The sequence below is a fragment of the Microbaculum marinisediminis genome (assembly GCF_025397915.1).
Taxonomy (GTDB): domain Bacteria; phylum Pseudomonadota; class Alphaproteobacteria; order Rhizobiales; family Tepidamorphaceae; genus Microbaculum; species Microbaculum marinisediminis.
Window position 1 is genome coordinate 1 of record NZ_JALIDZ010000012.1, and the last position, 18138, is coordinate 18138.

The window sequence follows — 18138 nt, forward strand, 5'->3', positions numbered from 1 at the left end:
CGCGACGTCAGACCAGCATCGACATGGGCTTCTCGATGAAGCCCTTGAATGCGCTGATCAGCTCCGAGCCGAGCGCGCCGTCGACGGCACGGTGGTCGGTCGACAGCGTGCAGGTCATCACCGTGGCGATGGCCAGCGCATGGTCCTTGACGACGGCCCTCTCCTCGCCCGCGCCGACCGCCAGGATCGTCGCGTGCGGCGGGTTGATGACGGCGGAGAAGTCCTTGATGCCGTACATGCCGAGATTGGAGATCGCCGTCGAGCCGCCCTGGTATTCCTCGGGCATCAGCTTGCGCGCCCTGGCGCGGGCGGCGAAATCCTTCATCTCGTTGGAAATCGCCGACAGCGTCTTCTTGTCGGCATCGCGCACCACCGGCGTGATCAGGCCGCCGGGAATGGCGACGGCGACGCCGACATCGGCGACGGAGTGCTTCAAGAGGCCGCTTTCGGTCCAGGTGACATTCGCCTCCGGCACCGCCTTCAGCGCCAGCGCCTGCGCCTTGATGACGAAGTCGTTGACCGACAGCTTGTAGGCCGGGCTGCCGTCCACCACGGTCGCCTGCGCGTTGATCTCGCTTCTGAGCTTCAGCAGCGCGTCGAGCGCCACGTCGACGCTCAGGTAGAAATGCGGGATCGTCGACTTCGCCTCGGTCAGTCGCCGCGCGATGACCTTGCGCATGTTGTCGTGCGGAACGACCTCGTAGGTCCCGTCCCGGAACAGCGCCCGGATCTTGTCGTCGGACGGTGCCTGGATCGGCGCAGGCCCGGCAGCCGGGGCACCGGCGGCAGCGGCTGCTTTGGGCGCCGCCTTGGCGGCGCCGGATGCGGCGGCCGCTTCGATATCGCGCTTCACCACCCGTCCGTGCGGGCCTGAGCCCGAGATCGCGGAGAGATCGAGCCCCTGCTCCTTCGCCAGCCGTCGCGCCAAGGGCGAGGCGAAGACGCGCGCGCCGCCGGCATCGTGCCCGTTGGCGGCCGGAGCACTCCCGCCCTTAGAGGCGGGCGCCGAGGCGCCCTCTTCGGGCCGCGGGCTTGGCGGTGTTGCGGCGGCCTCCTCCCGAGGCGCCGGCGCGGCCGGTGTCTCGGCGGCTGGCGTGGCTTGTGCCGGCGCGCTCGGCTTCGGCGCCGCGGCCTCCGCGTCCTTCAGCGCGCCCGCGTCCTCGCCCTCTTCGAGCAGGATCGCGATCTTCTGGTTGACCGGCACGTCGGCGGTTCCGGCGGCCACGAGGAGCTTGCCGACGGTTCCCTCGTCGACCGCCTCCACTTCCATCGTCGCCTTGTCGGTCTCGATCTCGGCGATGATATCGCCCGGCGCGACCGCGTCGCCTTCGTTTACGAGCCACTTGGACAGCGTCCCGACCTCCATGGTCGGCGACAGCGCGGGCATCAGGATGTCGATGGGCATGGTCGTTTCCTAGCGATACCTGGGACGGCCTTGGTTCGGTGTCCGACCGTCAATCCTTGTACGTCACGGCCTTCACCGCCTCGATGACCTCCTTCACCGAGGGCAGCGCCAGCTTCTCGAGATTGGCGGCATAGGGCATCGGCACGTCCTTGCCGGTGACGCGCAGCACGGGCGCGTCGAGCCAGTCGAAGGCCTTGTCCATCAGCTGCGCGGCGATCTCCGAAGACACCGACGCCTGCGGCCAGCCTTCCTCGACCGTGACGCAGCGCCCGGTCTTCTTGACCGACTGAACGATCGTGTCGACATCCATCGGCCGGATCGTCCGCAGGTCGATCACCTCGGCGTCGATCCCCTCGGCGCGTAGCTCCTGGGCCGCCTTCAGCGCATAGGTCATGCCGATGCCCCAGGAGACGATCGTCGCGTCCGACCCTTCCTTGGCCACCTTCGCCTTGCCGATCGGCAGCACGAAATCGTCCATCATCGGCACCGGGAAGGTGTGGCCGTAGAGGATCTCGTTTTCCAGGAACACGACCGGATTGGGGTCGCGGATGGCCGCCTTCAGCAGCCCCTTGGCGTCGGCCGCCGAATGCGGCTGCACCACCTTGAGCCCCGGTACGTGGCTGTACCAGCTCGCGTAGTCCTGGCTGTGCTGGGCGGCGACGCGGGAGGCCGCGCCGTTGGGCCCGCGGAACACGATCGAGCAGGTCACCTGGCCGCCGGACATGTAGTGGGTCTTGGCGGCCGAGTTGATGATCTGGTCCATCGCCTGCATGGCGAAATTGAAGGTCATGAACTCGACGATCGGCTTCAGCCCCGCCATCGCGGCGCCGACGCCCAGGCCGGTGAAGCCGTGCTCGGTGATCGGCGTGTCGACCACGCGGCGCGGACCGAACTCGTCCAGCAGCCCCTGCGAGACCTTGTAGGCGCCCTGGTATTCGGCGACTTCCTCACCCATCAGGAACACCGCCTCGTCGCGGCGCATTTCCTCCGCCATGGCGTCGCGCAGCGCCTCGCGCACCGTCATCTCGACCATCTCGGTGCCTTCCGGCACCTCGGGCAGAGCCTCGGCCTGCTCGGCCGGGCGGGTCTGGGTGGACAGCGCCGGCTGTGCGGCCGGTGCTTCAGCGGGCGCTTCGGCCGCGGATGCTTCGGCGGGGGGTGCCGTCGGGGCGGCCTCGGGTTCGGGCTCCGCCGGCTTCGGCGCAGGCGCGGCCGCGGCGCCCTCGAGCGCGCTGGCGTCCTCGCCCTCGGACAGGATCAACGCGATCGGCGTGTTGACCTTCACCGCCTCGGTGCCCTCTGCAACCAGGATCTTGCCCAGCGTGCCCTCGTCGACCGCCTCGACCTCCATGGTCGCCTTGTCGGTCTCGATCTCGGCGATGACGTCGCCGGCGGTGATCGCATCCCCCTCCTGCTTGACCCATTTCGACAGCGTGCCCTCTTCCATCGTCGGGGAAAGGGCGGGCATCAGTACTTGTACCGGCATGTATCGTCCCTCCCCGGCTCAGCGCAGCACGTCGGTCCAGAGCTCCGACGCGTCGGGCTCCGGATCGGTCTGGGCGAATTCGGCCGCCTCGTTGACGATACCGCGCACGTCGCGGTCGATATCCTTCAGCTCGCCCTCTGCGACCTTGTGCTCCTCGGTCAGGCGCGCCTTCACCTGCTCGATCGGATCGTGCTCCTGGCGCATCTTCTGGACCTCTTCCTTGGACCGGTACTTGGCCGGATCCGACATGGAATGGCCGCGATAGCGATAGGTCAGCATCTCCAGGATGAAGGGTCCATTCCCCGCACGGCACCATTCGGCTGCTTCCTCGCCGGCCGCGTGCACGGCGCGCACGTCCATGCCGTCGACCTGCTTGCCCGGAATGTCGAAGGAGGCGCCGCGATGCGACAGATCCGTGGTGGCCGAGGCGCGGCTGATGCTCGTGCCCATGCCGTACTTGTTGTTCTCGATGACGTAGACGACCGGCAGCTTCCACAACTTCGCCATGTTGAAGCTTTCGTAGACCTGGCCCTGGTTGGCCGCGCCGTCGCCGAAATAGGTATAGCTGACGTTGTCGTTGCCGCGATACTTGTTCGCGAAGGCCAGGCCGGTGCCCAGCGACACCTGGCCGCCGACGATGCCGTGTCCGCCGAAGAAGCCCTTCTCGACGGAGAACATGTGCATCGAGCCGCCCTTGCCCTTGGAGTAGCCGCCCCGCCGGCCGGTCAGCTCGGCCATGACGCCCTTCGGGTCCATGCCGCAGGCCAGCATGTGGCCGTGGTCGCGATAGCCGGTGATGACCTGATCGCCGCCCTTGGCCATCATCTGCATGCCGACGACGACGGCTTCCTGGCCGATGTAGAGATGGCAGAAACCGCCGATAAGCCCCATCCCGTACATCTGCCCGGCCTTCTCCTCGAAGCGCCGGATCAGCAGCATCTCGCGATAGGCTTCGAGCTCCTGTTCCCTGGTGAAATCGGAAGCAGGACTGCCACGAAGCGACGTCTTCGTCCCAGCGCGAGATTTCGCCTTCGCGGCCGGCTTCGATCGAGACCGGGGTTTCGCCGCCGCCGTGCGACGGGAGTCGGATTTGGCGCGAGCCGCCATGCGGGTCCTCCCTGGATGCCCAGTTGTTGCGCAAGAGGTATCGTACCCGCGATCGAAAAACCAGTGACAGAGAAAAATTATCTAATAATACAACCTATTGATAAATATAGAAAAACAGGTTTTTAACCGAAAAACGGTTAAACTAGGGGTGACCGCTGCGGAACCCCGCTTAGCGTTGCCCGCGCATGATCACAATATCGTTGGGATGGGCGACGTTGAGCAGGACGCGCGCCCGCTCTTCCAGCATATCCGGATCGAGGCTTTCGGGCCGCAGCAGCGCCACATGCTGCTCCAGGGACTCCCGTTCCCGGCGCAGATCGGCAAGCTCCTGTTCCAGCTCCGCGACCTCGGCGCGAAGCTGCTGCGAGGCATAGAAGCCGCGCGCGCCGGTAAGGCCGTGATAGACGAAATAGCCGATCACGGCGGCGCCGATTACGGGAATGAGAATTCCGGCCGTCGAGGAACGGACGGTACGCCTCGCCATGGCAAAAGCCTCCACAGGGATTACGGACGGTATCGTCGGCCAATCCCGTTAAGGCTCGATTAACTCTGCCGGCGCGCCATGGCGATTGCAGTGGACGGGCGCCGACGGCCGCAGGCCGCGCCGGTTCCGGTGTCCCGGACATCGCCGGGGGCGTCCCGGACATGGTCGGGGAACTCCAGGCCCCCTTACGGGATTGCCGGGCCTGCGGCCCGGCAATCAAGTCGTGTCGGAGGAGCGGCGCTCCTAGAACGCCTTCAACGCGGCCCGGCCGGCATAGAGCGCGGTCACGCCGAGCTCTTCCTCGATCCGCAGGAGCTGGTTGTACTTCGCCAGCCGGTCGGACCGGGCGAGCGAGCCGGTCTTGATCTGTCCGCAATTGGTGGCGACGGCGAGATCGGCGATGGTCGAATCCTCGGTCTCGCCGGAGCGGTGCGACATCACCGCGCGATAGCCGGCCCGATGCGCCATGTCGACGGCTTCCAGCGTCTCGGTCAGCGAGCCGATCTGGTTGACCTTCACCAGGATCGCGTTGGCGACGCCTTCCTCGATGCCGCGCGACAGACGCTCGGTGTTGGTGACGAACAGGTCGTCGCCGACGAGCTGGCAGCGATCGCCGATCGTCTCGGTCAGCATCTTCCAGCCGCGCCAGTCGTCCTCGTCCATGCCGTCCTCGATCGAGACGATCGGATAGGCGTCCACCAGCTCCGCCAGGTAGGCGACCATGTGCTCGGGATCGAGCACCTTGCCCTCGCCCTTCAGCTGATAGCGGCCGTTCTCGAAGAACTCGGTGGAGGCAACGTCGAGCGCCAGAACCACATCCTCGCCCGGCTTGTAGCCCGCCGTCTCGACCGACTTCATGATGAAGTCGAGCGCCTCTCGGGCAGAGCTCAGGTTCGGGGCGAAGCCGCCCTCGTCGCCGACATTGGTATTGTGGCCCGCGGCCTTCAGGCCGCTCTTGAGCGTGTGGAACACCTCCGCGCCCATGCGCAGGCCCTCGGCGAACGTCTCCGCGCCGACCGGCATGATCATGAATTCCTGGATGTCGATCGGGTTGTCGGCATGCGCGCCGCCATTGACGATGTTCATCATCGGAACCGGCAGTACACGCGCGTTGACGCCGCCGACATAGCGATACAGCGGCAGCCCCACCGCGTCGGCCGCGGCCCGCGCGACAGCCAGGGAGACGCCGAGGATGGCGTTGGCGCCGAGCCGCTTCTTGTTGGGGGTGCCGTCGAGTTCATTCAGAACGGCGTCGATCTGGACCTGTTCTTCCGCGTCCATCCCCGCCAGCGTGTCGAAGATCTCGCCGTTGACCGCGTCCACGGCCTGGGTCACGCCCTTGCCGAGATAGCGCTCGCCGCCGTCGCGCAGCTCGACCGCCTCGTGCGCGCCGGTCGAGGCGCCGGAAGGCACCGCGGCGCGGCCGATCGTCCCGTCCTCCAGAACCACGTCGACTTCCACGGTCGGATTGCCGCGGCTGTCGAGGATCTCGCGGCCGACGATGTCGATAATGGCGGTCATTTTCGTCCTTTCCGGTGCTTACAGCATGCGTTCAGGGGCTAATAGCCGAGCCGCCTGCCACAGGAAAGGGCCATTGGCGCGAAAACCGCCACGTGCGCCCGTGTCCCGCGTGCCGCGGCCCTTCTTCGAAGTGCGCGCCCGAAGGCTTTGCCGCCATGACCGACACCGACCCGCAGCTCGGTCGCGACGGTCCCGCTCCCGACCTCCCCCCGAAGCGGCGGTGCTCGACCGCGTGCCCGCCCCGCACCCCGACTACGTGCTCCGGCAGACGGGAGCGGCTCCGACAGGCCTGCGGGGCCCGGATCGGGGCGTGGCGCCGTACAGGGGGCGCGGCTAGAGCCGGACCGGCCGCCCCTTCGCCACCGTATCGAACGCCATCAGCGTCTCAACCAGCGCCGGCAGATCCTTCATCGCGATCATGTTCGGGCCATCCGACGGCGCCTTGTCGGGATCCGGATGGGTCTCGATGAAGACGCCGGCGACCCCGACGGCGACCGCGGCGCGCGCCAGCACCGGCACGAACTCCCGCTGGCCGCCCGAAGACGTCCCCTGCCCGCCCGGCTGCTGCACCGAATGGGTGGCATCGAAAATCACCGGCGCGCCGAGGCCCGCCAGGATCGGGAGCGACCGCATGTCGGAGACCAGCGTGTTGTAGCCGAAGCTCGCGCCACGCTCGGTGACCAGCACGTTCGGGTTGCCGAAGCCCGCGACCTTGTCGACCACGTTCTTCATGTCCCAGGGCGCCAGGAACTGGCCCTTCTTGACGTTGACGACGCAGCCGGTCTCGGCCGCGGCCTTCAACAGGTCGGTCTGCCGGCACAGGAAGGCAGGGATCTGCAGCACGTCGACCGCTTCGGCGACCATCGCGCACTGCCAGGTCTCGTGCACGTCGGTGAGCACGGGAAGCCCGGTCGTCTCGCGGATTTCGGCGAACACCGGCAGCGAGGCGTCGAGGCCGATGCCCCGCGCGCCCGACGCGCTGGTGCGGTTCGCCTTGTCGTAAGAGCTCTTGTAGACGAGCCCGATGCCGAGCGTTTCGGCCATTTCCTTCAGCGCCCGCGCCGTCTCCAGCGCGTGTGCCCGGCTTTCCATCTGGCACGGCCCCGCGATCAGGCAGAGCGGCCTGTCGTTGCCGAAGCTGGCCGGTCCGATGCTGACGGTAGCGTTTACGCCTGACATGTCGTCTCCCGCGAAGTGAGCCGTCGGGCCCGATGGTGCTCGACCGGTGATTCCGCCAAGGTGTTTACATCGAGGTGTTTACGTCAAATGGCCTGAAGCCGCGAGAGCAGACGCGCGACGGCGTCGTCCAGATCGCAATCCGCAGTATCGATAACCACGTCCGCTGTGTCCCACGGCTCGTAGTGCCGCGCCACCACCGCGTCCCAGGTCGGCAGCGCGAACCCCGGAATATCCGGCGCCCGCGTCTCGACCCGGCGGCGATTCTCGTCCTCGTCCGAGCACAGGATTTCCACCTCGACGGCCCGGACGCCGGCCCGCTCCGCCACCGCCTGCCAGGCCTCCCGCGTGATCGCGATCGGATTGACGGAATCCGCGATCACCGTCCGGCCGAGCCTTAGGTTGTCCTCCGCGACGACATAGGCGACCTGGTAGCCCGCGTCCTCCATCGACTGGACGACCTTGCCGGTCTCCCGCAGCGCCTGCTCGATCGTATCGATGCGGAGGTGCACCGCGCCTAGCCGGCGCGCCAGGTCCCGCGCGATCGAAGTCTTCCCGCTCCCGGGCAGTCCGCCGAGAATGATCAGCACGTCAGGTCCGCACCGCCTCGAAGGCAATCGCCGCGCCCAGCGTCTCGCTTGCCGGCACGATCAGCCTGTCGCCGCGTCGCTCGAAGGGAATTCCGGCGCGTTCCAGGCAGTCCGCCGCCGCCTCCAGACGCTCCACCCCGATGACATAGGCAGCAAAGCGCGGGCTGCGGTAGTCCGCGACCGGGACCGCGTCGCCCCACGTCGCCGCCACCGCCGCCGGCGTTTCGATGCGGATCCGGCCCCGCGCCGTCTCGACCGTCAGGCCCATGCTGGTGGCCCGCACCTCGCGCGTCCCCACGAAGGCCTCGTAGAACATGTGGTGGTCCGCCGGTGTGTCGGCGACCATCACCACCTCCAGGACCGTCTTCGCGGTGTTGGCGTGGCGCTGGTAGTCCGGTTTCCAGAAGTGCTCCGGCGCGCGCTGCTGGCAGGTGAAGAAAGCCGCCTCCGGAGCCGACGGATCCGACGCGAAAGCCAACGTGAAGCCGACCCGCGCGAGCGACCCGTCGGGCAGCTTGGCGTCGCGGCCGAACGCGAACGGCACATAGGCCTGGATGCCCGCCTCGGCGAAGGCTTTCGCGTCACCAGCAGCATCGCTTGAGTCGAGCACGAGCATGCTCATGCCCTCGAATTGCTCGAGAAAGCGGAAATTGAAGCGCGGAAAACTGAATTGTCCGGGCTCGGGTACCGGAAACAGGTCGGGATCGATGATTCCCAGCAGTTCCAGGAAACAACCGTCGAGCTGGACCAGATGGTTCTCGGTGCCGAAGGGATGCTGCGCCTTCGGTGTCACCGTGAAGCCAAGACGTTCGTAGACGGCGCGCGCCCGGTCGAGACCGTGCACGGCAAGAACGAGATGATCGATACCACGAGCCATGATCGAAGCGGCTTAACGCGTCACGCCGCCGCTGGCAATCACGCCGACGGTCACACCAGGCGGCTCTGCTCGACCGCGGCCGCGATGAACGAGCTGAACAGCGGGTGCGGGTCGAACGGCCGCGACTTCAGTTCCGGGTGGTACTGCACGCCGATGAACCACGGGTGCTCGGCGAATTCCACCGTCTCCGGCAATATCCCGTCCGGCGACATGCCGGCAAAGCGCATCCCGTGCTGCTCCAGCCGGTCGCGGTAGGCGACATTGACCTCGTAGCGGTGCCGGTGGCGCTCGGAAATCTCGGTTGCGCCGTAGATCCCGGCGATCTTGCTGCCGGACTGCAGAGCGGCCGGATAGGCACCGAGCCGCATCGTGCCGCCTAGATCGCCTTGCGCGGCGCGTTTCTCCAGATCGTTGCCCTTCAGCCACTCGGTCATCAGGCCGACGACCGGCTCGGCGGCAGGGCCGAATTCCGTGGAACTGGCGTTCTCGATGCCGACCAGGTTACGGGCCGACTCGATGACGGCCATCTGCATGCCGAAGCAGATGCCGAAATAGGGCACGTTGCGCTCCCGCGCGAAGCCCGCGGCCGCGATCTTGCCTTCCGCCCCGCGCTCGCCGAACCCGCCGGGAACCAGGATGCCGTTGACCTGCTCCAGGAACGGGGCGGGATCCTCGCGCTCGAATACTTCGGACTCGATCCAGTCGATATTGACGCGCACCCGGTTGGCGATACCGCCGTGCATCAGCGCTTCGTTGAGCGACTTGTAGGCGTCCTTCAGGCCCGTGTACTTGCCGACGATGGCGATCGTCACCTCGCCTTCGGGATTGCGGACCCGCTCCGCGATCTCCACCCATTTCGACAGGTCCGGCTCGGCGCCGGGCTCCATGCCGAAGGCACGCAGGAGTTCGTCGTCGAGCCCCTCGTCATGATAGGCCAGCGGCACGGCATAGATCGTGTCGACGTCCCGGGCCTCGATCACCGCGGATTCGCGCACGTTGCAGAACAGCGCCAGCTTGCGCCGCTCGTCGTGCGGGATCGGCCGGTCGCAACGGCACAACAGGATGTCGGGCTGGATGCCGATGGAGCGCAGCTCCTTCACCGAGTGCTGCGTCGGCTTGGTCTTCATCTCGCCGGCGCTCGGAATGTACGGCAGCAGGGTGAGATGGATGAACACCGCATCGCCGCGCGGCAGCTCCTGGCCGAGCTGGCGGATCGCCTCGAAGAACGGCAGCCCCTCGATGTCACCGACGGTGCCGCCGATCTCGACGAGCACGAAATCGACGCCCTCGTTTCCGCGCCGCACGAAGTCCTTGATGGCGTCGGTGACGTGCGGGATCACCTGGATGGTGGCGCCGAGATAGTCGCCGCGCCGCTCCTTGGTGATGATGTCCTGGTATATCCGGCCCGTGGTGATGTTGTCGTCCTGCGAACAGGGCACCCCGGTGAATCGCTCGTAATGGCCGAGATCGAGGTCGGTTTCGGCACCGTCATCGGTGACGAAGACCTCGCCGTGCTGATAGGGGCTCATGGTCCCCGGATCGACATTGAGATAGGGATCCAGCTTCTTCAGCCGCACGGTAAACCCGCGCGCCTGTAGCAGCGCGCCGAGCGCCGCTGAAGCGAGACCCTTGCCGAGGGAGGAGACCACGCCGCCGGTTATGAATACGTACCGCGCCATGGGCCCCGAAATTAACTCCGTCGCGAACGATTCGGGGAGTCGTTTTACGCCTCCCCACCCGATTTTCGACATGCAAACCGACCTGCCGCTACGGACAGGTCGGATTTCGTGAAGTCACCGAGCCAGCGACCGTGCCGGCTCCTGTGCCAGTTACTGTGCCGACTACTGTGATTGCGGCGCCTGCGGAGACGCGGGCTGCTGCTCTTGTTCCTCGAGCCGCTTGATCTGATCGAGGACGTTGGCGCCGCCCGTGCCGTCTGCCGGAGCCTCGCCCGCCACCGGCGCACCCGCCGGCGCCCCCATCGGCGCGCTGTCGAAGATCGACGGCGCCTCGCCGCCGCTTCGCGCAAGCAGCGTCAGCACTATCGAGGTCGCGAAAAACGCCGCAGCGAGAATCGTGGTGGTGCGGGTCAGGACGTTCGCGGTGCCGCGACCGGTCATGAAGCCGCCGCCACCGCCGCCGCCGATGCCAAGGGCACCGCCTTCGGACTTCTGCAGCATTACTACGGCAACGAGCGCCACGACCACCATGAGGTGGATGACGATGATGACGGTTTCCATCTTCGATACAAATCCAGATGTCGGGAATTCGCAGGCCTTTTACACCGGGGAAGCCCGACGCGCTACCCCGGCACAATCATTTCGATCAGCTCGTGATCTGGCGATAGGCTTCGGCGATTGCAAGGAAATCGGAAGCTTTCAGGCTTGCGCCGCCGACGAGCGCCCCGTCCACGTTGGCGACCGCCATCAGTTCGACGGCATTCGACGGCTTGACCGAACCGCCGTACAGCACGCGGGTTCTCGCCCCTTCCTCGCCGAAACGATCCTTCAGCCGCTCGCGGATGAACCCGTGCACCTCCGCGACGTCCTTGGCCGTCGGCGTCATGCCCGTGCCGATCGCCCATACCGGCTCATAGGCAACGATCATGCGCGCGGCCATCGCGCCGTCCGGAATCGAGCCGGCGAGCTGCGCCCCGATCCTCTCGAGGGTCTTGTCGTCCTTGCGCTCGGCCTCCGTCTCGCCGACGCAGACGATCGCGGTGAGGCCCGCCCGCCAGGCCGCTTCGGCTTTGGCGCGCACCATCTCGTCGGTTTCCCCGTGATCCTGCCGCCGCTCCGAATGGCCGACGATCACCGCCGCCGCGCCGGAGTCGGCCATCATCCCGGCGGAGATATCGCCGGTATGGGCGCCCGAATCCTTCGCGTGGCAATCCTGCCCCCCGACCGAAAGCGACGACTGGAGCGCGATCTGGGAGAACGCCATGACCAGCGTAGACGGCGGACAGATCATTAGATCGACCCGCTCCTTCAAATCGTCGTCATACCCTTCGATCATCGCGCCGAATTCGGCGGCCGATGCTCTAAGGCCATTCATTTTCCAGTTTCCGGCGACAAGCGGCCGAATGTCGGGTGTCATGTTCTCTACTTTCTTGATGAAGCTGGCGCTGCATAGCAGATCGGCGGAATAAGTCGAACCCAATCGAAAATCGGAAGCTCAGGACCGCTGAGCGACGCCGAAAAGACCGGATCGCGACAGCTTCGGCGTCATAGCGCGACTTTCCATGAGGACGACCGGCAGCGGGGCATCACCGAAGACGTCGAAAAGCGCCGATTGCTCCTCCAGCCCCCAAACCGTTCTGTCCGTACCGGCCTTGTAGTCGTAGCCGGGACCGAGACGGAACGTGAGCCGGAGACCTTCCAGCGCAAGCTCCTCCTGAATCGTCGCGGCGAGCATCCGCGTCGCCTTCTCGACGCACAGCCAGCCGGCGGTTTCGATGAACAGCGCGTCCACCGGTTCGGCCGCCTCAAATCGGCGTGCCGCGGCGGCGTCCATCCCCGCCCCAAGCGTCAGGACGAAGACGATGACCTCCGTCGCTTCGCCCAGCAGCCGATCGAAGGCCCCGCAATTGAACCGGTGCCCCCCGGCAAGCGTCAGAACGCCGTCCGCGACGGAAACGATCGGCAAGCGGACATAGCGGGCCTCGGGCGATGCGATCCCGGCAATCTCGCCGCTCACCCGCTCGGCGATGGTCCGCACGCGTGGTCGGATACGGGCAGGATCCCGATACCCATGAACGCGAAGAAGCCGATCCGGGTCGGCGGCGAAGCCCGCGCTCCGCCAGGACATCACTCCGGGGCTGTTTCCGGCGCCACCCACGGAAGCCCCGCTCAGCCGTCCGTGCCGGCGATAGCGGCCGCGCGAATCGCGTCGTATTGAGCCTCGATTTCCTCGGCCAACGCCTGCGCCGCGCTGATGGCGTCGCCGTCGCGCTCCACCGGTCTGCCGCGACGCCACGCCTCCAGGTATTGGTCGGTGCCCGCCAGGCCGCGGCGTATGGCGACAAGGTCGATCAGCTCCTGGAAACGGGCACTTAATTGTATCTTGTGGCTACCGCTCACATCGCGGGCCTCGATCATCGAGGGGATTTCCTGCCACGTCAGGATGCTGCATTTCGCCATCGCAATCGCCTCCGGCAGCAAGTTCGCTTATATACCCTACCCGGCGGCTTGAAGACGACACGCCGCAATCGCGAATTCGACTGGCGTATCTGCGACCCAGAAGGACCGCTTGCCGCTTGGGCACGAGATTCCTAATATGCGCGCCCTTAGCCGGCCGGAGTCGTGCCGGGTAACGAAGACAAATCAAACGGATACCGTATCGCTATGTTGGAAGCCTTGCGTCGTAGTACGTCCGGATGGATTGCGAAGATCTTGTTGGGGCTGTTGGTGCTCAGCTTCGCGGTCTGGGGCGTCGCCGACATTTTTTCCGGCTATCGCGGTACCGACGTAGCCGAAGTCGGAAATACGCCGATCACGATCGACGAGTTCCGCTCCTCCCTGCAGCAGGAAATCCAGCAGGTATCGCGCCAGGTCGGCACCTACCTGACCATGGATCAGGCCCGTTCGATCGGTCTCGACAACCGTGTCCTCGGACGTCTGATGGCAGAGGCAGCGCTCAACGACGAGGCCAAGACCATGGGCCTCGGCGTGACCGACGCGGTGATCGCCGAAAGCATCCGCAAGGATCCGGCGTTCCAGACTCCCGGCGGACAGTTCGACCGCACCTACTTCGAACAGGTGCTGCGGTCCAACGGCTTCTCGGAAGCCGGTTTCGTCTACCAGCAGCGAAACGTCCTGATGCGCCAGATGATCGCTGAGGCGGTCGGCGGCGACGTTCGCGCCCCGGAAGTTCTCGAAAAGGCCATCGACCGCTTTCGCAAAGAGACGCGGTCGGCTGAGTTTATCGTCATCACCCCGGCAATGGTCGATACCGTTCCCGATCCGACCGAGGAACAGCTCCGCAGCTACTACGACGAGAACAAGGTCGACTTCCGGGCCCCGGAATACCGGAAGGTCGCCATACTCGCGATCGCACCGGCGGAACTGGCGAACGAGATCGAGGTGAGCGAGGAGGAACTGAAAGCCTCCTATGACGCCGATCCGGGCCGGTTCGGCGCTCCGGAGCGCCGCACCATCGAACGGATCGTCTTCAGTGACGCCGCCGCCGCCGAAACGGCGCGCGCGGAAATCGCCGACGGCAAGAGCTTCGAGGACGTGGCGGCCGAGCTCGGCCTCACCGAGGACGACCGCAAGCTCGGCACCCTGACCAAAGACGGCATCCTCGACCCGGCAATCGGCGAAGCCGCGTTTAATCTCGAGATCGGCGAGATCAGCCAGCCGGTGCAGGGCACCTTCGGCCCGGTGCTGGTGCGCGTGACCGAGATCGTGTCCGGCGTGAACAAGACCTTCGAGGACGTTCGCGACGAAATCCGTATCGATCTGGCCACGCAGAAGGCCAAGGATCAGATCCTCGACGTCTACGACGCGATCGAGGACGACCGCGCCGCGGGCATGACGCTCGCCGAAATCGGCCAGAAGCAGGGCCTGCCCTACCGCGAGGTCGAGGCGATCGACAGCAACGGGCTGAATCCGGAGGAAAGCCGCGTTTCCGGCCTTCCGGAGTCGCCGCAGTTCCTTTCGGAAGCCTTCGCGACCGACATCGGCGTCGAGGCCGATCCCCTCCAGACCCGCGGCGACGGCTGGGCCTGGTTGGAGGTGCTCGATATCACCCCGTCCCGCGACCTGGCGTTCGAGGAAGCCCGCGACAAGGTCGCCGAGGCGTGGCGCGCCGACGAGACCCGCAAGGCCGTCGAGGCGAAAGCCAAGGACGTCGCCGAGCAGATTCGCGGCGGCGCCGGCTTCTTCGCCGTGGCCGAGGAACTGGGAACCACGTCGGGCCTCGTCGGCCCGATCGCGCGCGGCGCGACCGATGGTCCGTTCGCCGCACCGGCGGTGCAGCTCCTGTTCACGACGCCGGAGGGCGAGATCAACGCGACCGCCGCCGCGCAGGCGCCGCAGCGGGTCGTCTTCCGCGTCACCGACATCGATATTCCGCCGTTCAAGCCCGGCGAAGCCGAGGAATACACGGCGGAAATCGAGGACGGCATCTCCAACGATCTGCTCAGCCAGTACCTGCAGGAACTGGAGAAGCGCATCGGCACCTTGATCAATCAGGAAGCCCTGCGGGTCGCTCTCGGCGAGAGCAGCCTGTGACACCGCCCTCTACGCCAAGGGCCGCGTCATGGCTTTGATCGAGCCGGCCTACGACGGTTTCGAGGAACGCTATCGCGTCGGCGCCCCGCAGGTGGTCTGGACCCGCCTCGTCGCCGATCTCGAAACCCCCGTCTCGGCTATGCTGAAGATCGCCGGTGACAGGCCGAACAGCTTCCTGCTCGAATCCGTCGAGGGCGGCGCCGTGCGCGGCCGCTACTCGATCATCGGCATCGCGCCCGACGTCGTCTTCCGGGCGTTTGGAAACAAGGCCGAGATCAATACCAGCCCGGACGCCCAGCCCGATGGCTTCCGGCCCTGCCCGGAACCGACGCTGGCCGCCCTGCGGCGCCTGATCAACGAGGCCCGCGTCGACCTGCCCGAGGACCTGCCGGCGATGTCGGCCGGCGTGTTCGGCTACATGGCCTACGACACGGTGCGGCTGATGGAGGATCTGGGCGATCCCAACCCCGATCCCTTCGGGTTGCCGGACGCCATATTCGCCCGGCCGACCATCATGGTAATCTTCGATTCCGTGAAGGACGAGGTCACGGTGGTGACCCCGGTGCGCCCCTCCGCGGACCTGTCGGCGAGCGCCGCCTATACCCGTGCCGTCGACCGGATCAACGAGGTCATCGACGCGCTCGACCGTCCGATCGAGAAATCGGCGAGCGCCGATACCGACGACGTCATCGGCCGCGCCCCGGTATCGAACACCACACCCGCCGAATACCGCGCCATGGTGGAGCGCGCCAAGGACTACATCGCCGCCGGCGACATCTTCCAGGTCGTCCTCAGCCAGCGCTTCGAGGCCCCGTTCACGCTGCCGCCCTTCGCCCTCTACCGGGCGCTGCGGCGGGTCAATCCGGCACCGTTCCTGTATTTCCTGAACTTCGCCGACTTCGCCGTCGTCGGGTCGAGCCCGGAGATCCTGGTGCGGCTGCGCGAGGACAAGGTGACGGTCCGTCCGATCGCCGGCACCCGCCCGCGCGGCGCGACGCCGACCGAGGACCGCGCCAACGCCGAGGACCTGCTGGCCGACCCGAAGGAACGCGCCGAGCACCTGATGCTGCTCGATCTCGGCCGCAACGACGCCGGCCGCGTCTCCAAGGTCGGCTCGGTGAAGGTCACCGACCAGTTCTTCCTGGAATACTACAGCCAGGTGATGCACATCGTCTCCAACGTGGAAGGCGAGATCGATCCCTCGCGCGACTCCATCGACGCGCTGATCGCCGGCTTCCCGGCGGGCACCGTCTCTGGCGCGCCGAAGGTCCGGGCGATGCAGATCATCGACGAGCTGGAAAAGGAAAAGCGCGGCATCTACGCCGGCTGCGTCGGCTATTTCTCCGCCGACGGCGACATGGATACGTGCATCGTGCTAAGAACCGCGGTGGTGAAGGACGGCAAGATGTACGTTCAGGCCGGCGCCGGAATCGTCGCCGACTCCGTGCCGGAAAACGAGCAGCGCGAGTGCATCAACAAGGCGCGCGCGCTGTTCAGGGCCGCCGACGAGGCTGTGCGCTTCGCCTCGGCGGCGAACCGCGGGCAATGATGTAGGGTGCAACGGGAAGCGCTGAGCTGGCGATGATCGTCCTGATCGACAACTACGACAGCTTCACCTGGAACCTCGTCCATTTCCTGGGCGAGCTCGGCGCGCGCGTGCGCGTCCACCGCAACGACAAGATCGCGGTCGAGGACGTGCTCGCCGGCGATCCGACCGGCATCGTGCTCTCGCCTGGCCCCTGCACGCCGAACGAAGCCGGCATCTGCCTCGACCTGATCACGCGCGCCGGCGGGTCGGTGCCGATCCTGGGCGTCTGCCTCGGCCACCAGGCGATCGGCCAGGCCTATGGCGGCACCGTGGGGCGCGCGCCGACGCTGATGCACGGCAAGCTGAGCGAGATCAGCCATACCGGCGCCGGCGTGTTCCGCGGCATCGACGGGCCGTTCCACGCCACCCGCTATCACTCGCTGATCGTCGAACGCGACAGCCTGCCGGAAGACCTCATTGTCGACGCGGAGACCGAAGACGGCATCGTCATGGGTATGCATCATGCCACCCATCCCGTCTTCGGCGTCCAGTTCCATCCCGAAAGCATCGCCTCCGAGCACGGGCATCTGATCCTGCGCAACTTCCTCGAGGCATCCGCCGAGTGGCACAGGCGCGCCGCCTGATACGCGCCAAGCGCTTGCACCAGCGGGCGTTTTGCGGCACGACAAGATCGCACAGGACGAAGAGATGCAACCGACGAGCCTCAAGGACTTCATCGCCAAGGTCGCCGCGGGCGAACCACTGAGCCGCAAGGAGGCGACGCACGCCTTCGACATCATCATGTCTGGCGAGGCGACGCCGACGCAGATCGGCGGCTTCCTGATGGCGCTCAGGGTGCGCGGCGAGACCGTCGACGAGATCGCCGGCGCGGTCACCACCATGCGCGCCAAGATGCTGCCGGTGAAGGCCCCCGCGAACGCCATCGACATCGTCGGCACCGGCGGCGACGCGGCCGGCACCTACAACATCTCGACCTGCGCGGCGATCGTCACGGCGGCCTGCGGCGTGCCCGTCGCCAAACACGGCAACCGCGCGCTGTCGTCGAAGTCCGGTGCCGCCGACGCGCTTGCAGCGCTCGGCGTCGATATCGAGCTTTCCCCGGGCCGGATCGCCGACTGCATCGCGCAGGCCGGTGTCGGCTTCATGTTCGCGCCGGCCCATCACGCGGCGATGAAGCATGTCGGCCCGAGCCGGGTCGAGCTCGGCACCCGGACGATCTTCAACATCCTCGGCCCCCTCTCCAATCCGGCCGGCGTCAAGCGCCAGATGATCGGCGTCTTCGACCGGCAGTGGATCGTGCCGATGGCCGAAGTGCTGTCGTCGCTCGGCTCCGAGCATGTCTGGGTCGTGCACGGCAGCGACGGCCTCGACGAGATCACCACCACCGGGCCGACCTATGTCGCCGAACTGGTCGACGGCGACGTCCGTACCTTCGAGATCGCGCCGGCCGATATCGGCCTGCAGACCGCCAGCCCCGACGACCTGAAGGGTGGCGACGCGGCAACCAACGCCGCGGCGATCCGCGCCCTGCTCGGTGGCGAGCACAGCCCCTTCCGCGACATCGTCGTCTTCAACGCCGCCGCCGCGCTGGTGGTCGCCGGGCAGGCGGCGACGCTTACCGAGGGCGCCGAGATAGCGGCCAGGGCCATCGATGCCGGCGACGCGCTCGCCGTTCTGCAGAAACTCGTCACCGTATCGACCGCGTGAAGC

At 66.7% G+C, this 18138-nt stretch carries 17 protein-coding genes; 4 read left to right on the forward strand and 13 right to left on the reverse strand.

What is annotated here, in order from left to right:
- Window positions 1-7: 7 nt before the first annotated feature.
- The 13 genes from MUB46_RS20960 to MUB46_RS21020 all read right to left on the reverse strand — a co-directional run bounded on the left by MUB46_RS20960 (window position 8) and on the right by MUB46_RS21020 (window position 12785).
- A complete protein-coding gene (locus MUB46_RS20960) occupies window positions 8-1405 on the reverse strand; it encodes a pyruvate dehydrogenase complex dihydrolipoamide acetyltransferase (RefSeq protein WP_261617926.1) in 1398 nt (465 codons plus the stop codon).
- Window positions 1406-1454: 49 nt separating this feature from the next.
- On the reverse strand, window positions 1455-2891 hold the full coding sequence (locus MUB46_RS20965; RefSeq protein ID WP_261617927.1) for a pyruvate dehydrogenase complex E1 component subunit beta: 1437 nt from the start codon (window positions 2889-2891) through the stop codon (window positions 1455-1457).
- 18 nt (window positions 2892-2909) lie between these two features.
- Entirely contained in the window at window positions 2910-3998 is a 1089-nt protein-coding gene (gene pdhA, locus MUB46_RS20970; protein ID WP_261617928.1) for a pyruvate dehydrogenase (acetyl-transferring) E1 component subunit alpha, read from the reverse strand.
- 169 nt (window positions 3999-4167) lie between these two features.
- Window positions 4168-4482, reverse strand: a complete 315-nt coding sequence (locus tag MUB46_RS20975) for an FtsB family cell division protein (protein ID WP_261617929.1) — start codon at window positions 4480-4482, stop codon at window positions 4168-4170.
- A 243-nt stretch (window positions 4483-4725) separates the two neighbouring features.
- Window positions 4726-6003, reverse strand: a complete 1278-nt coding sequence (gene eno / locus MUB46_RS20980) for a phosphopyruvate hydratase (protein ID WP_261617930.1) — start codon at window positions 6001-6003, stop codon at window positions 4726-4728.
- Window positions 6004-6336: 333 nt separating this feature from the next.
- On the reverse strand, window positions 6337-7182 hold the full coding sequence (gene kdsA, locus MUB46_RS20985) for a 3-deoxy-8-phosphooctulonate synthase (protein WP_261617931.1): 846 nt from the start codon (window positions 7180-7182) through the stop codon (window positions 6337-6339).
- A gap of 83 nt (window positions 7183-7265) precedes the next feature.
- Window positions 7266-7769, reverse strand: coding sequence for a P-loop nucleotide/nucleoside kinase family protein (locus MUB46_RS20990; RefSeq protein WP_261617932.1), 504 nt, complete (start codon window positions 7767-7769; stop codon window positions 7266-7268).
- Window position 7770: 1 nt separating this feature from the next.
- Window positions 7771-8646 carry a VOC family protein gene (locus MUB46_RS20995; protein WP_261617933.1) on the reverse strand — a complete coding sequence of 292 codons (876 nt, stop codon included), beginning with the start codon at window positions 8644-8646 and terminating at the stop codon, window positions 7771-7773.
- A 50-nt stretch (window positions 8647-8696) separates the two neighbouring features.
- Entirely contained in the window at window positions 8697-10325 is a 1629-nt protein-coding gene (locus MUB46_RS21000) for a CTP synthase (RefSeq protein ID WP_261617934.1), read from the reverse strand.
- A 162-nt stretch (window positions 10326-10487) separates the two neighbouring features.
- Window positions 10488-10886 carry a preprotein translocase subunit SecG gene (gene secG / locus MUB46_RS21005; RefSeq protein WP_261617935.1) on the reverse strand — a complete coding sequence of 133 codons (399 nt, stop codon included), beginning with the start codon at window positions 10884-10886 and terminating at the stop codon, window positions 10488-10490.
- 85 nt (window positions 10887-10971) lie between these two features.
- Window positions 10972-11742 (reverse strand): triose-phosphate isomerase, encoded by a 771-nt coding sequence (gene tpiA, locus MUB46_RS21010; protein WP_261617936.1) that lies wholly within the window; start codon window positions 11740-11742, stop codon window positions 10972-10974.
- Between the two features lie 78 nt (window positions 11743-11820).
- Window positions 11821-12363, reverse strand: a complete 543-nt coding sequence (locus MUB46_RS21015; protein WP_261617937.1) for a hypothetical protein — start codon at window positions 12361-12363, stop codon at window positions 11821-11823.
- Window positions 12364-12494: 131 nt separating this feature from the next.
- Complete coding sequence (locus MUB46_RS21020) at window positions 12495-12785, reverse strand: virulence factor (protein ID WP_261617938.1); 291 nt, start codon at window positions 12783-12785, stop codon at window positions 12495-12497.
- Between the two features lie 204 nt (window positions 12786-12989).
- Between MUB46_RS21020 and MUB46_RS21025 the strand changes: the two genes are divergently transcribed.
- From MUB46_RS21025 to trpD, 4 genes are all read left to right on the forward strand, one after another.
- Window positions 12990-14879 (forward strand): SurA N-terminal domain-containing protein, encoded by a 1890-nt coding sequence (locus MUB46_RS21025; protein ID WP_261617939.1) that lies wholly within the window; start codon window positions 12990-12992, stop codon window positions 14877-14879.
- Between the two features lie 28 nt (window positions 14880-14907).
- Window positions 14908-16428 (forward strand): anthranilate synthase component I, encoded by a 1521-nt coding sequence (gene trpE, locus MUB46_RS21030; protein ID WP_261617940.1) that lies wholly within the window; start codon window positions 14908-14910, stop codon window positions 16426-16428.
- Window positions 16429-16460: 32 nt separating this feature from the next.
- The gene (locus MUB46_RS21035; RefSeq protein WP_261617941.1) at window positions 16461-17051 is read left to right on the forward strand and encodes an anthranilate synthase component II; all 591 of its coding nucleotides are present in this window, start codon (window positions 16461-16463) and stop codon (window positions 17049-17051) included.
- Window positions 17052-17115: 64 nt separating this feature from the next.
- On the forward strand, window positions 17116-18135 hold the full coding sequence (gene trpD, locus MUB46_RS21040) for an anthranilate phosphoribosyltransferase (protein ID WP_261617942.1): 1020 nt from the start codon (window positions 17116-17118) through the stop codon (window positions 18133-18135).
- Window positions 18136-18138 lie beyond the last annotated feature (3 nt).

Bases quoted from the DNA above. Each gene is read 5' to 3' on its own strand.
- MUB46_RS20960 (WP_261617926.1), bottom strand. From the start codon at position 1,405: ATGCCCATCGACATCCTGATGCCCGCGCTGTCGCCGACCATGGAGGTC.
- MUB46_RS20965 (WP_261617927.1), bottom strand. From the start codon at position 2,891: ATGCCGGTACAAGTACTGATGCCCGCCCTTTCCCCGACGATGGAAGAG.
- pdhA (WP_261617928.1), bottom strand. From the start codon at position 3,998: ATGGCGGCTCGCGCCAAATCCGACTCCCGTCGCACGGCGGCGGCGAAA.
- MUB46_RS20975 (WP_261617929.1), bottom strand. From the start codon at position 4,482: ATGGCGAGGCGTACCGTCCGTTCCTCGACGGCCGGAATTCTCATTCCC.
- eno (WP_261617930.1), bottom strand. From the start codon at position 6,003: ATGACCGCCATTATCGACATCGTCGGCCGCGAGATCCTCGACAGCCGC.
- kdsA (WP_261617931.1), bottom strand. From the start codon at position 7,182: ATGTCAGGCGTAAACGCTACCGTCAGCATCGGACCGGCCAGCTTCGGC.
- MUB46_RS20995 (WP_261617933.1), bottom strand. From the start codon at position 8,646: ATGGCTCGTGGTATCGATCATCTCGTTCTTGCCGTGCACGGTCTCGAC.
- MUB46_RS21000 (WP_261617934.1), bottom strand. From the start codon at position 10,325: ATGGCGCGGTACGTATTCATAACCGGCGGCGTGGTCTCCTCCCTCGGC.
- secG (WP_261617935.1), bottom strand. From the start codon at position 10,886: ATGGAAACCGTCATCATCGTCATCCACCTCATGGTGGTCGTGGCGCTC.
- tpiA (WP_261617936.1), bottom strand. From the start codon at position 11,742: ATGACACCCGACATTCGGCCGCTTGTCGCCGGAAACTGGAAAATGAAT.
- MUB46_RS21020 (WP_261617938.1), bottom strand. From the start codon at position 12,785: ATGGCGAAATGCAGCATCCTGACGTGGCAGGAAATCCCCTCGATGATC.
- MUB46_RS21025 (WP_261617939.1), top strand. From the start codon at position 12,990: ATGTTGGAAGCCTTGCGTCGTAGTACGTCCGGATGGATTGCGAAGATC.
- trpE (WP_261617940.1), top strand. From the start codon at position 14,908: ATGGCTTTGATCGAGCCGGCCTACGACGGTTTCGAGGAACGCTATCGC.
- MUB46_RS21035 (WP_261617941.1), top strand. From the start codon at position 16,461: ATGATCGTCCTGATCGACAACTACGACAGCTTCACCTGGAACCTCGTC.
- trpD (WP_261617942.1), top strand. From the start codon at position 17,116: ATGCAACCGACGAGCCTCAAGGACTTCATCGCCAAGGTCGCCGCGGGC.